The following is a 13,272-nucleotide window of genomic DNA, read 5'->3' on the forward strand; positions in this document are numbered from 1 at the left end:
TGCGTGCGCGCCGCCGTCTCTGGGACTCGTCTGTCGGGACGGGTCCTTGTCGGCGTCGCCCCGAGTGTGCTCACCCGTTCATTCTGTCGTCATCGACAGGCCCCGGAGTCCGTGCCCCAATGAGGCAGGAGGACCCGGGAAGTGTTCACCGGAATCGTCGAAGAGCTTGGTGAAGTCACCGCCGTCGAGAATCTCGGCGACGCCTCCCGCTTCCGGCTCCGCGGCCCCGTCGTCACCGAGGGCGCGCAGCACGGCGACTCCATCGCCGTGAACGGGGTCTGTCTCACCGTCGTCGACCACGAGGGCGACGAGTTCACCGCCGACGTCATGGCCGAGACGCTGAAGCGCTCCAGCCTGGGCGCCCTCGCCGTCGGCTCCCGCGTCAACCTGGAACGCCCCACGGCCGTGGGCGCGCGCCTCGGCGGGCACATCGTGCAGGGCCATGTGGACGGCACCGGCGAGGTGCTGGCGCGCACGCCCTCCGAGCACTGGGAGATCGTCAAGGTCTCCCTGCCCGCGGACCTCGCCCGCTACGTCGTCGAGAAGGGCTCCATCACCGTCGACGGCATCAGCCTCACCGTCGTCGAGGCCGGCCCCGACTACTTCTCCGTCAGCCTCATCCCCACCACCCTCGAACTGACCACGCTCGGCCGCAAGCAGCCCGGCGACCCGGTCAACCTCGAGGTCGACGTCATCGCCAAGTACGTCGAGCGGCTCCTCGCCGGTCAGGGGGCCGGCCGGTGAACTGGCTCAACTCCGAGGCCTTCACCCTGTTCGGCCAGCACATCCTCTGGTCCGACATGGTCGGCAACATCTTCGGCCTGATCGCCCTCGCCCTCGGCTGGCGCCGCTCCGTGTGGAGCTGGCCGGTGCAGTTCCTCGCCGGCCTCATCCTCTTCGGCGCCTTCTTCGGCCATCTGACAGGCAGCGCGGGCAAGCAGGTCGTCGTCATGCTCGTCGCGCTGTACGGCTGGTGGCAGTGGAACCGCGGCAAGGACCGGGGCGAGAACGGTCATGTCTCCGTACGGTTTGCCACCTGGCGCGAACGCGCGGTCATGCTCGCCGCCGCGGCCGTCGGCACCGTCGCGGTGGCCCTCCTCTTCAAGGCCTACCCGTCCCTGTCCTGGGACCCGTGGCCCGACGCCTACATTTTCGTCGGCACCGTCGTCGCCATGTACGCCCAGGCGCGCGGCATGGTCGAGTTCTGGTTCGCCTGGCTCCTGGTCGACCTCGTCGGCGTCCCCCTCAACTTCGCCAACGGCTACGCCTTCTCCTGCTTCGTCTACGTCATCTACGGCGCGCTCGTCCTGTGGGGCATGCGCGACTGGTGGCTGCGCTCGCGCAAGGCTTCGCGGCCCGTCCTGGAAGGAGCGCCCGCATGACATCGGCACCGATCCTCTACAGCACCACTCTGGACGACTTCACCCTCGACCCCGTCGAACAGGCCATCGCCGACATCGCCGCCGGCCGACCCATCGTGGTCGTCGACGACGAGGACCGGGAGAACGAGGGCGACCTCGTCATCGCCGCCGAGAAGGTGACCCCCGAGATCGTCGCCTTCATGATGAGCGAGTGCCGCGGCCTGATCTGCGCCCCCATGGAGGGCGAGGAACTCGACCGGCTCCGGCTCCCGCAGATGGTCGAGGACAACACCGAGTCGATGAAGACGGCGTTCACGGTCTCCGTCGACGCCTCCTCCGCCCACGGCGTGACCACCGGCATCTCGGCCGCCGATCGCGCGACCACGCTCCAACTGCTCGCCGGCGGCACGGCCGAGCCCACCGACCTCGTCCGCCCCGGCCATGTCTTCCCGCTGCGCGCGCGGCCCGGCGGCGTCCTGGTCCGCAACGGCCATACCGAGGCCGCCGTCGACCTGGCCCGGCTCGCGGGCCTGCGCCCGGCCGGCGCCATCGTCGAGATCGCCGGCGAGGACGGCCGTATGCTGCGCCTGCCCGAGCTGATCCCGTTCGCCCGCAAGCACGGCCTGACGATCATCTCCATCGAGGACCTGATCACGTACCGACGGACCTCCGAGCCCACCGTCCGTCGCGAGGCCGAGGTCAACCTGCCCACCAAGCACGGCAGTTTCACGGCGTACGGCTATCGCTCCACCGTCGACGGCGTCGAGCACGTCGCCCTCGTCCACGGCGACATCGGCGACGGCGAGGACGTCCTGGTCCGCGTCCACTCCGAATGCCTCACCGGAGACGTCTTCGGCTCCGCCCGCTGCGACTGCGGCCCCCAGCTGGACGCATCCCTGGAGCGCATCCAGGAGGAGGGCCGGGGCGTGGTGGTCTACCTGCGGGGACACGAGGGACGCGGCATCGGCCTGGTCTCCAAGCTCCAGGCGTACGAACTGCAGGAGCGCGGCCGCGACACCCTCGACGCCAACCTCGAACTCGGCCTGCCCGCCGACGCCCGCGACTACGGCGCCGGCGCGCAGATCCTCGAGGACCTCGGCGTGCGCAGCCTGCGGCTGATGACCAACAATCCCGACAAGACCGAAGCGCTGCTGCGCCACGGCCTCAAGGTCACCGGTCGCGAGCCGATGCCCGTACAGGCCGGCGAGCACAACCTCCGGTACCTGCGCACCAAGCGGGACCGGATGGGGCACGACCTGCCCTGGCTGGACACGCCGGCCGCGGCAGCCTCCGCGGCCGCGTCCGCGGCCACCTGTGGCAACCAGTAACAGAAGCACGAAGGAGAGACGTGAGCGGCAAGGGTGCACCGGAACTGTCCGTACGCGGCGCGAGCGACCTCAGGGTCGCCGTCATCGCGGCACAGTGGCACGAGAAGGTGATGGACGGTCTGGTGAACGGCGCCCTGCGCGCCCTGGGCGAGCTCGGCATCGACGAGCCGACGGTCATCCGGGTCCCGGGCAGCTTCGAGCTGCCGGTGGCCGCCAAGGTCCTCGCGGGCCGCGGCTACGACGCGGTCGTCGCCCTCGGCGTCGTCATCCGCGGAGGCACCCCCCACTTCGACTACGTGTGCCAGGGCGTCACCCAGGGCCTGACCCAGGTCTCGGTGGAGACCGGCGTCCCCGTCGGCTTCGGCGTCCTGACCTGCGACACCGAGGAGCAGGCCCTGGACCGCGCCGGCCTCGAGGGTTCCAACGAGGACAAGGGCCACGAGGCCGTCACCGCGGCGGTGTCGACCGCGTGCACGCTGCGCTCGGTATCCGAACCCTGGCACTGAGGCACGGCCCGGACCGCGTAGGGTAAGGACCACCATGTCCAAGAAGACGTTCGAGGAGCTCTTCACCGAGCTCCAGCACAAGGCCACCCACGGCGATCCCGCCACCTCCCGCACCGCAGAACTGGTCGGGAAGGGCGTCCATGCCATCGGCAAGAAGGTCGTCGAAGAGGCCGCCGAGGTCTGGATGGCCGCCGAGTACGAGGGCAACGAGGCCGCAGCCGAAGAGATCTCGCAGCTGCTGTACCACGTTCAGGTGATGATGGTCGCCCGCGGGATCTCCCTGGCAGACGTCTACGCCCACCTCTGAGCCCACGCCGCACACATCCCCGCACAGAACGAGCAAAGGAAGCCGACCTCATGCTGCGCATCGCCGTCCCCAACAAGGGTTCCCTGTCCGGCCCTGCGGCGGACATGCTGCATGAGGCCGGCTACCAGCAGCGCCGCGAGGCCAAGGAGCTGCGGATCGTCGACCCGTCGAACGAGGTCGAGTTCTTCTACCTCCGCCCCCGCGACATCGCGATCTACGTCTCCTCCGGCCGCCTCGACATCGGCATCACCGGCCGCGACCTGCTGATCGACTCCGGCGCCAGCGCCGAGGAGATCCTCCCGCTCGGCTTCGCCCGCTCCACGTTCCGCTACGCCACCAAGCCGGGCACGGCGAGCGGCGTCGAGGACCTCAACGGCAGGACGGTCGCCACCTCCTACGAGGGCATCGTCGCCAAGCACCTCGCCGACAGCGGTATCGACGCCTCCGTCGTCCACCTCGACGGTGCTGTCGAGACCGCCATCGAGCTGGGCGTCGCCGAGGTCATCGCCGACGTCGTCGAGACGGGGACCTCGCTGCGCAACGCGGGCCTGGAGGTCATCGGCGAACCCATCATGAAGTCCGAGGCGATCGTCGTCCGCCGTACCGGCGCGGACACCGAGGAGCCCAAGGTGCGGCAGTTCCTGCGCCGCCTCCAGGGCGTCCTGGTCGCCCGGACGTACGTGATGATGGACTACGACTGCCGCGCCGAGCACCTCGAGGCGGCCGTCGCCATCACCCCCGGCCTCGAGGGCCCGACCATCTCGCCGCTGCACAACGAGGGCTGGGTCGCCGTCCGCGCCATGGTCCCGGCCAAGGACGCACAGCGCATCATGGACGACCTGTACGCCATCGGCGCCCGGGCCATCCTCACCACGGCCATCCACGCCTGCCGCCTCTGACCACGAGGAGGCCGCACACCGATGTCCGCCCCGACGCCACTGCCCGCCCTGCCCGTCACCTTCCGCCCGGGCCGCACCCGTGCCGTCCTGCTCACCGCCGGTGTCGTGATCTTCCTGGTCATATCCGGGATCGCGATGCTCCTGGAGCCGCTCGGCCCGGGGGAGCGGCTGAGCTTCGTCATCACCGGCGCCCTCATCTTCTGGGTGCTGGCCCAGCTCGCCCGGGTGAAGGTCGTCGCCGACGAGACCGGTGTCACCGTCGTCAACATCGCGAGCCGAAGGCGCCTGGACTGGGCGGAGATTCTCCAGGTCAACCTGCGCCCCGGCGACCCCTGGGTGTTCATCGACCTCAGCGACGGCACCAGCCTGCCCGCTCTCGGCATCCAGCCGGGCATCGCCAAGCAGCACGCCATCGCCGACGCCCGCACCCTGCGGGCGCTCGCCGAGGCCCGCACCGTCACGGACCCGGAGCAGCCTCAAGGGTGAGTGTGGGGGCGGCCACTCTCCCTCCCACCCCATGTCTTGATTAATCTGTTGGCGGAGGCGTTTTCACGACGCCTCCGCCCCTGTGGTTCCCCCGGTCTTCAGAGGCCCCCTGCTACCAAAGGAGTGACTCCCTCCAGCGATGGACGGATCGTCCTGTAGTACCTGCGCCGCCCCCTCCCGACATACCGAGGCGGCGGCATGACCATCCCCCTGCTGCTCCTCGGAGCGGCTTTCCTGCTGATCCTCGCCAACGGCTTCTTCGTGGCCGCCGAGTTCGGCCTGGTGACGGTGGAGCGCGCGGACGCCGAGAAGGCCGCCGCCGAGGGCGACAAGCGCGCCCGTAGGGTCGTCGAGTCGCTCAAGGAGCTGTCGTTCCAGCTCTCCGGCACCCAGCTCGGCATCACCATCACCTCCCTCGTCGTCGGCATGCTCGCCGAACCGGCCCTCGCGCGGCTGCTCAACGGCCCCTTCAGCGCGATCGGTATCCCCGAGGGTGCCGTCTCCGGTGTCTCGGTGGTCGTCGGCATGCTGCTCGCGTCGGCGGTCCAGATGGTGATCGGCGAACTCGTGCCCAAGAACTGGGCGGTGTCCAAGCCGCTGACAGTCGCGCGCTTCGTCGCCCGCCCGCAGCATGTCTTCTCCCGACTCTTCCGCCCGGTGATCGCCGCGCTCAACATGGTCGCCAACCGGCTGGTGCGCGCCCTGGGCGTCGAACCCGCCGAGGAACTGGCCTCCGCCCGCACACCGGGCGAGCTCGTCTCCCTGGCCCGGCACTCCGCGCAGGCCGGCGCCCTGGAGCAGGACACGGCCGACCTGTTCGTACGGACGCTGTCGCTGGGCGAGCTGACTGCGCAGCACGTCATGACCCCGCGAGTGAAGGTCAGCGCGCTCCAGGCCTCCGCGACGGCCGAGGACGTGGTCAACCTCACCCGGGCCACCGGTCTGTCCCGCTTCCCCGTCTACCGGGAGAAGATCGACGAAATCGTCGGCATGGCCCACCTCAAGGACGCCCTGGCGGTCCCCGCGGCCGACCGGCTGCGTACCCCGGTCGGCCGTATCGCCCACCCGGCGCTGCTGGTCCCGGAGACCCTGCCGGTCCAGCCCTTGCTGGCCCTGCTGCGCAGCGAGCAGCCCATCGCGGTCGTCGTTGACGAGTACGGCGGCACGGCGGGCGTGGTGACCCTGGAGGACATCGTCGAGGAACTCGTCGGCGAGGTCCGCGACGAGCACGACCGCCAGCACCTGCCCGAACTCGCCGTCGCCCCGTCCGAGGACGGCAAACCCGCCTGGGAAGCCGACGGCAGCTGCCGTGTCGACATCCTCAAGCGCATAGGCCTCGACGTGCCCGAGGGCCCGTACGAGACCGTCGCGGGCCTGGTCGCCGATCTGCTCGGCCGTATCCCGGCCCCCGGCGACAAGGCCGAACTGCCGGGCTGGCGGCTGTCCGTGCGCCAGGTCGGCCACTACCGCGCCGAGCGCGTCCGCCTCGTCCGCACCGCCCCCGTGGCCGCTGCCGCGGAGGCCGTCCGATGAGCGTGCTCCAACTGTTCTTCGCCGCGCTGCTGGTGCTCGCCAACGGCTTCTTCGTGGGCGCCGAGTTCGCGCTCGTCTCCGTCCGCCGCAGCCAGATCGAACCGCTGGGCAGCGCGCGCGCCCGCCAGGTGCTGTACGGCCTGGAGCGGCTGCCGCAGATGATGGCCGCGGCCCAGTTCGGCATCACCGTCTGCTCACTGACCCTGGGCGCGGTCGCCGAGCCGACGGTGGCGCATCTGCTGGAGCCGCTGTTCGAGCGGATCCACCTGCCGGACGGTCTGATCCACCCGCTCGGCTACGTCATCGCCCTCGCCGCGGTGGTCTTCTTCCATCTGGTGATCGGCGAGATGGTGCCGAAGAACCTCGCGATGGCGGCGCCGGAGAAGGCCGCGCTGTGGCTCAGCCCCGGCCTGGTCGCCTTCGCCTCGATCTGCAGGCCCATCACCGTGGCGCTCGGCGCCTGCGCCCGGGGCATCCTGCGACTCTTCCGCGTCGAGCCCAAGGACGAGGTCGAGGCCGTCGTCACCAGTGAGCAGCTCAACCGTCTGCTGGAGGACTCCGGCCAAGCCGGACTTCTCGACCCGGAGGAGCAGGAGCGCCTGGAGGACGCGCTGGAACTGGGCTCGCGCCCGGTCACCGACGTGCTCCTCAAGCGCGAGTCCCTGGTCACGGTGCCGCCGTCGGTCACCCCGGGCCAGATCGTCGAGCTGACTGCCCGCACGGGGTACTCCCGCTTCCCCGTGGCGACGGAGAACGGCGCCTTCATGGGCTACCTGCACGTGAAGGACGTACTCGACCTGGAGGACTCGCAGCGGGCGGTGCCCCAGCAGATCTGGCGCCCCATGACGACACTGCGCTCCGAACTCCCCCTGGACGACGCCCTCACGGTGATGCGCCGTGCGGCGACCCACCTGGCCCAGGTGGCAGACGCGTCCGGCAGGGTCCTCGGCCTGGTCGCCCTGGAAGACGTGCTGGAACTCCTGGTCGGGGAGGTACGCGACCCGGCACACCGAGAGGCCCGCGAACCGAAGCCGACGGAACCGAAGGTCACGGAGCCGAGGGCGAGCGGCGAGCCGGAACAGGCCCTGGCGAGCTGAGCAGTGCCCTGTACCGACGCGGGCGGGTGGTCTTCGCTCGCCCGCGTCGGCGGGGTGCCGCTGCGCACGTCACATCGCCGACGGATCCTGCGGCCCCCGCCCCGACAGCACCTCGCCGTACGCCTGCATCAGGTCGGGAAGCCGCAGCGTGGCGAGGTCGTCCCGAGTCAGCTGGCCCAGATACCCCGACAGCCGCAGATCCCGATACGCGCAGCTCTTCTCGTACAGCGTCCGCAGGAACCGCCCGTTGCCCAGTTCGTCGATCCACCCCTGGTCGACGACGTGCCCGGCGATGGACCGCAGTTCGTCCAGCGCCTCCTCGTCCCACACGTCCCCGTTCTCCGCGGCGAGGACCTCACCGATCGACGTGAGTTCCATCGGCCGGTAAGAGGGGAAGTCGACACGGGTCGTGAAGCGGGACGACAGGCCCGGGTTGGCGGCCAGCAGGCGGTCCATGCCCTCGGGATAGCCGGCCAGGATCACCACCAGGTGGTCGCGGTTGTCCTCGGCCCGCTTCAGCAGCACCTGCAGGGCCTCGTCGCCGTACGCGTCGCCCTTGCCGTAGCCCGAGTTGGACAGCGAGTACGCCTCGTCCACGAACAGGACCCCGCCGATCGCGGAGTCGATCAACTCGTTGGCCTTCACGGCGGTCTGGCCCAGGTATTCGCCCACCAGGTCGGCCCGCTGGGCCTCCACGAGATGGTCGCCGCCGAGCAGGCCGAGGGCGTAGAAGACGCGGCCGAGGATGCGGGCGACGGTGGTCTTGCCGGTGCCCGAGGGACCGGAGAAGACGAAATGGCGTTTCGGCGGCTGGACGGGCAGCCCCTGACCGGCCCGCAGCCGCGCCATGTTCAACTGTGCGGAGAGCGCCTTGACCTGGCGCTTCACGGGTTCCAGACCCACCATGCGCTCGAGCTCGGCGAGCGCCTCCTCGAGCAATGCGGCATCGGTCGGCCCGGCGGGCAGCGGCGACGGCACGACGCTCTTCTCGCGCACCGCGGGGTCGGTCACCGAGGGCAGAGGGCCCACGGGCGGCAGATCGTTCTCGGACAGCCGCAGATCGCGGGCCTCGGTGCCGAACAACGGGTCGAGGGTGTCCTGGCCGTCCACGGTGTCCCCGGCGCCGGTGAGCGTGATCGCCGCGAGGTCGGCCGCGTCGTCGTACCCGTCGCCCTCGGCGATCGCCGCGAGCCGGGCCGAGGTGTCCATGAAGGCGGGGTCGACCCGGTGCACGGCCCGGTAGAGGGGGAGCGCGGCGGCGCTGCGGCCGGTGCCCTCGTGCGCCCGGGCCAGCCAGTAGCGCAGTTCCTTGCGTTGCGGCTGCTCGCTGCGGCAGCGCATCAGGGCCGCCGCGAGCAGGGGTTCGGCCTGGCCGTACATCTCCAGGCGGACCCGGGCCATGCCGCCGAACAGGCCCGCCTCGATGCCCAGTAAGGCATCGTTGATGAGCGGGTCGGTGTGCCGGACCAGCTGCTCCCAGTCCTTGACCAGATAGGCCCGGCAGGCGTGCAGGAAGCGGACCTGCGGATCGGTGTCGACCGGCGGCAGTCCGGCGAGCGCCCGGTCCAGCTCCGGCACGTGCCGGCCGTCCAGCCAGTGCGAGGCGTGCGCGAGCAGCAGGTCGCGCGGGTGCTCGAGCACCGGCTGCACCCACCAGCCCAGCCAATACCAGGAGTTCAGGGCGCGGCGGTGCCGGGTGCGCTGCTCGCCGAAGCGGTCGCGGTGCCGGAACATCCGGAGCAGCGCGGTCGTCGTGTCGATGCGCAGCGCGTGCAGCCCGAGCCAGGCGTCGGCCATCCCCGGGTCCATCCGCACGGCGGTGCGGAACTCGTCCTCCGCCTGGGGATAGGCGCCCATCGTGTAGGCGTCCACGCCTCTCAGCCAGGCGAGGTCGGCCGGGGCCTCGGGGCCCCGTGTGCCGAAGTCCATCACGTCCCCCACAAACCCTGCCCCCGTTGGTTCACCACCGGGCTGTCGCCCGACGGCCGCCTCGGTCGAACCGCTGTGCCGCGGACCGGAGTTGCAGGTGCGCGAAGCAGCCGTTCGAAGGTCGCACCGAGGGCATCGTACCTGCGGGGTGTGCGCCCGCCGAAGGGTGCCGGCACGGGCCGTTCCGCGAGGTGGGAACAGCCGGGCCGCGGCACGTTCGGTGACCGAGGGTGAGCGAATCGGTGCGCGGGGCGCCCGGAGAGAGCGGCCGAGGGCAGAACGAAGCCCCCGATCACGGGGGAACAACCGGGGGCTTCGCGTTGAGGGGCGGCTCCGAAAGGCCGCTCATTGAGAACGTAAGTCCTGTACGGCCGCCGGGTCAAGCCGAGTTGAAGCACTTGGCCAAGTTCTCACGCAAGGGTCTTCACGGGTTCAGCACGCTGGGGATGGTCCGTCACGGTGCGTGACATGATGGTCCGGTCCAATAGTTCCCGAGGGTCCCGGCAGCACCTCGTACCCCTTCCGTGACTGCAGCACCAGAAGATCGGCGTACGGCCGGGAAGGGTCCTCGGTGAAGTGCCGGCGTTCCGCCTCGACCCACCCGGCCCAGAACTCCCGCTGCTCCGCCCCGTCCCTGAGGCGGCCGCGCGTCCAGGACTCCTCGTGCGGCAACTCCATCCACAGCAGCCGCGACAGATACGGGCGCAGCGCACGACGCCCGGCGCCGACGCCCTCGACGAGGGCCACGGGCGCGGCAGGCAGCTCCCGGGGTGGGCCGAAGCGGCGGGCGTGCCAGTCGTACGGCTCGTAGGCGGCCGGCTCGCCACGGGTGAACGGCTCGATCACCCGGGCCAGCAGGCGGCCGGTCCACTCGAAGAGTTCGTCGTGGCTGGCGATGTCGTCGAGGTGCAGCACCGGCGCCCCGTCCAGCGCGGCGGCCAACTGTCCCGCGAACGTGGACTTCCCGGATCCGGCGTGGCCGTCGACACCGATCAGCCGCACCGGCCCGCAGGACGGGGGGAGTGTGCGCAGCCGGGAGGCGAGGGCGTGAATGGCGATTCCTGAGGTGTGATGCGGTGTGGGGTGTTTTCCGGAAACATTCTAGAGCTACGGCCGCCCCGACGAGGTCGCTGCGATGGACCTCTGACCGCGAGTTCAGCCTCGCCGCACCGGCCCCGGCGAACGCCACGCGCGTGCGCCAGGGCCGTCCGCCGCAGGTGGCATCAGTGGACGAGACCAATATTGCTGGGCGTGGCATCGGTCGAAGTGCTGGCAGGGGCATGGCGGCTGTTCCATAGTTGGCGCACAACTGCTCGGCGAGCGAGCCGAAAAGGGGCAGGAGTGGTACGCCCCGAAGGCGAACCGCCGCGCACCGGACCCGACTCGGACCCCTGGGGGTACTTCCGCCCATGAGCAGAGCCGAACAACCGTCCCGCAGAACCGTTCTGGCCGCCGCGGTTGTCGCGGCCGTCGCCGGCGGCACGGGACACGCGGCCGCCGCGACCGTCTCCGCCGCCACCGACGCCGCCGCTCCCGCCCGGCTGGTCGACAACCGTGCCTGGACCACGTACACCGACTGGCGCTCTGGCACCGCCAAGGGCGTCCGGGCCGTCTCGGGTGCCCGCCCCGGCGTGGTGTTCGCCGCCCCGGCGGGCACCACCGACTACACGGACCCGCACACCGGCACCACGGCCGCCTGGGAGTACGCCACCTGGACCTCCCCGGTCCACCGGCTCTCCGTCCCTGCCACCGAGGCGATCGCCTCCTGGAACGCGCACACCCCGGCGGGCACCTGGCTCCAGGTCGAGCTCCAGGGGACGTACTCCGACGGCACCGACACCCCCTGGTACGTGATGGGCCGCTGGGCCGCCGGCGAGGAGGACATCCGGCGCACCTCGGTCGACGACCAGAGCGACGGCAAGAGCTCGATCTGGACGGACACGTTCGCCATCGACGACGCGAGCACCGGCCTGCGCCTCGTGTCGTACCGGCTGCGCCTCACCCTCTACCGCAAGCCGGGCACGAAGCTCACCCCGACCGTCTGGCGGTTGGGCGCCATGGGCTCCGACGTCCCGGACCGCTTCACCGTGCCCGCCTCCACGCCGGGCCTGGCCCAGGAGCTGATCGTCCCGCGCTACTCGCAGGAGATCCACAAGGGCCAGTACCCGCAGTTCGACAACGGCGGCGAGGCCTGGTGCAGCCCCACCTCCTCGCAGATGATCATCGAGTACTGGGGCGGCCGGCTCACCCCCGAGCAGCTGTCCTGGGTCGACCCGGGCTACGCCGACCCGCAGGTGGACCACGCGGCCCGCTACACGTACGACTACCAGTACGAGGGCTGTGGCAACTGGCCGTTCAACGCCGCCTACGCCGCCACGTTCGAGGGGCTACAGGGCGTGGTCACCCGGCTCTCCTCGCTCACCGACCTCGAGACGTTGATCGCGGCCGGCATCCCGGCCATAACGTCCCAGTCCTTCCTCAAGACCGAGCTGACCGGCGCCGGTTACGGCACCTCCGGCCACCTGATGACGGTGATCGGCTTCACCGCCGAGGGCGATGTGATCGCCAACGACCCGGCCTCGCCGAGCGACGAGGCGGTGCGGCGCGTCTATCTGCGGCGCGAGTGGGAGAACATCTGGCTCAGGACGAAGCGGATCAACGCCAGCGGCGGTGTGTCCTCGGGCACGGGCGGCGTCTGCTACCTGTACTTCCCCGAGCATCCGACCCCGCGCCAGCGCAAGGCGCTCGCGGCGGTGGGTGTGCGCTGAGTCACCGGCTACGGCCCCCGGGCGGGACCGGGGGCCGGGCGCCTGTGACCAACCTCTCTGCCGCAAAGGCCGCCGACGGTGGCAAGGTGGACGAAACGGTGGGGGGAGTCCACCCGTACAGCCGACCTCAGTGAGACGCCATGACCGCACACTCAGCCACCGCCGCCCGCGCCCGCACCGGCGGCCCCAAGGACGACGGCCCGAAGATCGTCGAGCACGTCATGGGCTGGACCCTGGTCGTGGTCGTCGCGATGCTCGTGACCCAGCTCGGTCTGCTGTGACTCCGAGTAGGCCGGCGCGCGAGGACGTTCTGACATACTGCGGATGTCCCGCCACCGGTTGAGACCAGGGTCCGAATTGAATATCAGCCAACAGGCTGCCGTCGTCCGTCCTCGGGCGCGCGGTACCGAGCGCTCTGTGGCACGACGTGCCGAACTCATCGCCATCGGGCGGAAGTTGTTCGCGGACACGTCCTACGACGCGCTGTCCATGGACGACATCGCTCGGCAGGCGCATGTGGCCAAGGGGCTGATCTACTACTACTTCCAGTCCAAGCGCGGCTACTACCTGGCGATCATCCAGGACTCCGTCGCCGACCTGGTCTCCTTCGCCGCGAGCGGTCTCGAACTTCCGGCCGTGAACCGCGTCCAGCGCACCATCGACAGCTATCTGCGCTTCGCCGAGAACCACCAGGCCGCCTACCGCGCCATCGTCAGCGGCGGCGTCGGTTTCGACACGGAGGTGCACGCCATCCGGGACGGCGTGCGCGAGGCGATCGTGTCGACCATCGCCGAGGGGGCGTACGGCCGCAGCGACATCGCACCGCTCGCCCGCATGGGCCTGCTCTCCTGGGTGTGCAGCGTCGAGGGCGCCACCCTCGACTGGATAGGCCGCCCCGACCTCGATCGCGACGCCATGCGCGAACTGCTGGTCAAGACGCTCGGCGGAGTCCTCCGCGCCATCGAGGAGCTGGACCCCGCCCACCCGGCACCCGAGTCGGCCCGCCGCGACACCTGACCGACCATCGGGGCGGAGGCTCCGGCCCCCGCCCCGACTCC

14 protein-coding genes are annotated in these 13,272 nt (G+C 70.7%); 12 read left to right on the plus strand and 2 right to left on the minus strand.

Annotation, left to right across the window (positions count from 1 at the left end; translation table 11 throughout):
* The first annotated feature begins 141 nt into the window (after positions 1 to 141).
* The 9 genes from ACFYXB_RS26205 to ACFYXB_RS26245 all read left to right on the plus strand — a co-directional run bounded on the left by ACFYXB_RS26205 (position 142) and on the right by ACFYXB_RS26245 (position 7,517).
* Positions 142 to 744 carry a riboflavin synthase gene (locus tag ACFYXB_RS26205; protein ID WP_389586462.1) on the plus strand — a complete coding sequence of 201 codons (603 nt, stop codon included), beginning with the start codon at positions 142 to 144 and terminating at the stop codon, positions 742 to 744.
* Positions 741 to 1,382, plus strand: a complete 642-nt coding sequence (pnuC, locus tag ACFYXB_RS26210; protein ID WP_389586464.1) for a nicotinamide riboside transporter PnuC — start codon at positions 741 to 743, stop codon at positions 1,380 to 1,382. Before ACFYXB_RS26205 ends, pnuC begins: the two co-directional genes overlap by 4 nt.
* Positions 1,379 to 2,689, plus strand: a complete 1,311-nt coding sequence (locus ACFYXB_RS26215; RefSeq protein ID WP_389586466.1) for a bifunctional 3,4-dihydroxy-2-butanone-4-phosphate synthase/GTP cyclohydrolase II — start codon at positions 1,379 to 1,381, stop codon at positions 2,687 to 2,689. The genes pnuC and ACFYXB_RS26215 overlap by 4 nt, the downstream gene beginning before the upstream one ends.
* A 20-nt stretch (positions 2,690 to 2,709) precedes the next feature.
* Positions 2,710 to 3,195 carry a 6,7-dimethyl-8-ribityllumazine synthase gene (ribH, locus tag ACFYXB_RS26220; RefSeq protein ID WP_351357922.1) on the plus strand — a complete coding sequence of 162 codons (486 nt, stop codon included), beginning with the start codon at positions 2,710 to 2,712 and terminating at the stop codon, positions 3,193 to 3,195.
* Between the two features lie 34 nt (positions 3,196 to 3,229).
* The gene (locus ACFYXB_RS26225; RefSeq protein ID WP_389586468.1) at positions 3,230 to 3,502 is read left to right on the plus strand and encodes a phosphoribosyl-ATP diphosphatase; all 273 of its coding nucleotides are present in this window, start codon (positions 3,230 to 3,232) and stop codon (positions 3,500 to 3,502) included.
* Positions 3,503 to 3,552: 50 nt separating this feature from the next.
* Positions 3,553 to 4,401 carry an ATP phosphoribosyltransferase gene (hisG, locus tag ACFYXB_RS26230; protein WP_351357916.1) on the plus strand — a complete coding sequence of 283 codons (849 nt, stop codon included), beginning with the start codon at positions 3,553 to 3,555 and terminating at the stop codon, positions 4,399 to 4,401.
* A 21-nt stretch (positions 4,402 to 4,422) separates the two neighbouring features.
* The gene (locus ACFYXB_RS26235; protein WP_389586470.1) at positions 4,423 to 4,887 is read left to right on the plus strand and encodes a PH domain-containing protein; all 465 of its coding nucleotides are present in this window, start codon (positions 4,423 to 4,425) and stop codon (positions 4,885 to 4,887) included.
* Positions 4,888 to 5,085: 198 nt separating this feature from the next.
* Positions 5,086 to 6,420: a hemolysin family protein gene (locus ACFYXB_RS26240; RefSeq protein WP_389586472.1), complete on the plus strand. Its 1,335-nt coding sequence runs from the start codon at positions 5,086 to 5,088 to the stop codon at positions 6,418 to 6,420.
* Entirely contained in the window at positions 6,417 to 7,517 is a 1,101-nt protein-coding gene (locus tag ACFYXB_RS26245; protein ID WP_389586474.1) for a hemolysin family protein, read from the plus strand. The genes ACFYXB_RS26240 and ACFYXB_RS26245 overlap by 4 nt, the downstream gene beginning before the upstream one ends.
* 69 nt (positions 7,518 to 7,586) lie before the next feature.
* Here ACFYXB_RS26245 and ACFYXB_RS26250 read toward each other — a convergent pair whose 3' ends face one another.
* Entirely contained in the window at positions 7,587 to 9,446 is a 1,860-nt protein-coding gene (locus tag ACFYXB_RS26250; protein WP_389586476.1) for an AAA family ATPase, read from the minus strand.
* Positions 9,447 to 9,878: 432 nt separating this feature from the next.
* Positions 9,879 to 10,499: a uridine kinase gene (locus tag ACFYXB_RS26255; RefSeq protein ID WP_389586546.1), complete on the minus strand. Its 621-nt coding sequence runs from the start codon at positions 10,497 to 10,499 to the stop codon at positions 9,879 to 9,881.
* Between the two features lie 356 nt (positions 10,500 to 10,855).
* Between ACFYXB_RS26255 and ACFYXB_RS26260 the strand changes: the two genes are divergently transcribed.
* From ACFYXB_RS26260 to ACFYXB_RS26270, 3 genes are all read left to right on the plus strand, one after another.
* Positions 10,856 to 12,214 (plus strand): peptidase C39 family protein, encoded by a 1,359-nt coding sequence (locus ACFYXB_RS26260; protein WP_389586478.1) that lies wholly within the window; start codon positions 10,856 to 10,858, stop codon positions 12,212 to 12,214.
* 140 nt (positions 12,215 to 12,354) lie between these two features.
* Positions 12,355 to 12,495 (plus strand): SCO1431 family membrane protein, encoded by a 141-nt coding sequence (locus ACFYXB_RS26265; protein WP_351357898.1) that lies wholly within the window; start codon positions 12,355 to 12,357, stop codon positions 12,493 to 12,495.
* Between the two features lie 76 nt (positions 12,496 to 12,571).
* On the plus strand, positions 12,572 to 13,231 hold the full coding sequence (locus tag ACFYXB_RS26270; protein WP_389586480.1) for a TetR/AcrR family transcriptional regulator: 660 nt from the start codon (positions 12,572 to 12,574) through the stop codon (positions 13,229 to 13,231).
* The last annotated feature ends 41 nt before the right edge of the window (positions 13,232 to 13,272 follow it).

Source organism: Streptomyces sp. NPDC002619, from assembly GCF_042889305.1.
In the GTDB taxonomy this organism is placed as follows: Bacteria; Actinomycetota; Actinomycetes; order Streptomycetales; family Streptomycetaceae; genus Streptomyces.

Excerpts from the sequence above, each read along its gene's own strand:
- ACFYXB_RS26265 (WP_351357898.1), top strand. The coding sequence starts at position 12,355 with ATGACCGCACACTCAGCCACCGCCGCCCGCGCCCGCACCGGCGGCCCC.
- hisG (WP_351357916.1), top strand. The coding sequence starts at position 3,553 with ATGCTGCGCATCGCCGTCCCCAACAAGGGTTCCCTGTCCGGCCCTGCG.
- ACFYXB_RS26245 (WP_389586474.1), top strand. The coding sequence starts at position 6,417 with ATGAGCGTGCTCCAACTGTTCTTCGCCGCGCTGCTGGTGCTCGCCAAC.
- ACFYXB_RS26235 (WP_389586470.1), top strand. The coding sequence starts at position 4,423 with ATGTCCGCCCCGACGCCACTGCCCGCCCTGCCCGTCACCTTCCGCCCG.
- ACFYXB_RS26215 (WP_389586466.1), top strand. The coding sequence starts at position 1,379 with ATGACATCGGCACCGATCCTCTACAGCACCACTCTGGACGACTTCACC.
- ACFYXB_RS26260 (WP_389586478.1), top strand. The coding sequence starts at position 10,856 with ATGAGCAGAGCCGAACAACCGTCCCGCAGAACCGTTCTGGCCGCCGCG.
- ACFYXB_RS26225 (WP_389586468.1), top strand. The coding sequence starts at position 3,230 with ATGTCCAAGAAGACGTTCGAGGAGCTCTTCACCGAGCTCCAGCACAAG.
- ACFYXB_RS26250 (WP_389586476.1), bottom strand. The coding sequence starts at position 9,446 with ATGGACTTCGGCACACGGGGCCCCGAGGCCCCGGCCGACCTCGCCTGG.
- ACFYXB_RS26240 (WP_389586472.1), top strand. The coding sequence starts at position 5,086 with ATGACCATCCCCCTGCTGCTCCTCGGAGCGGCTTTCCTGCTGATCCTC.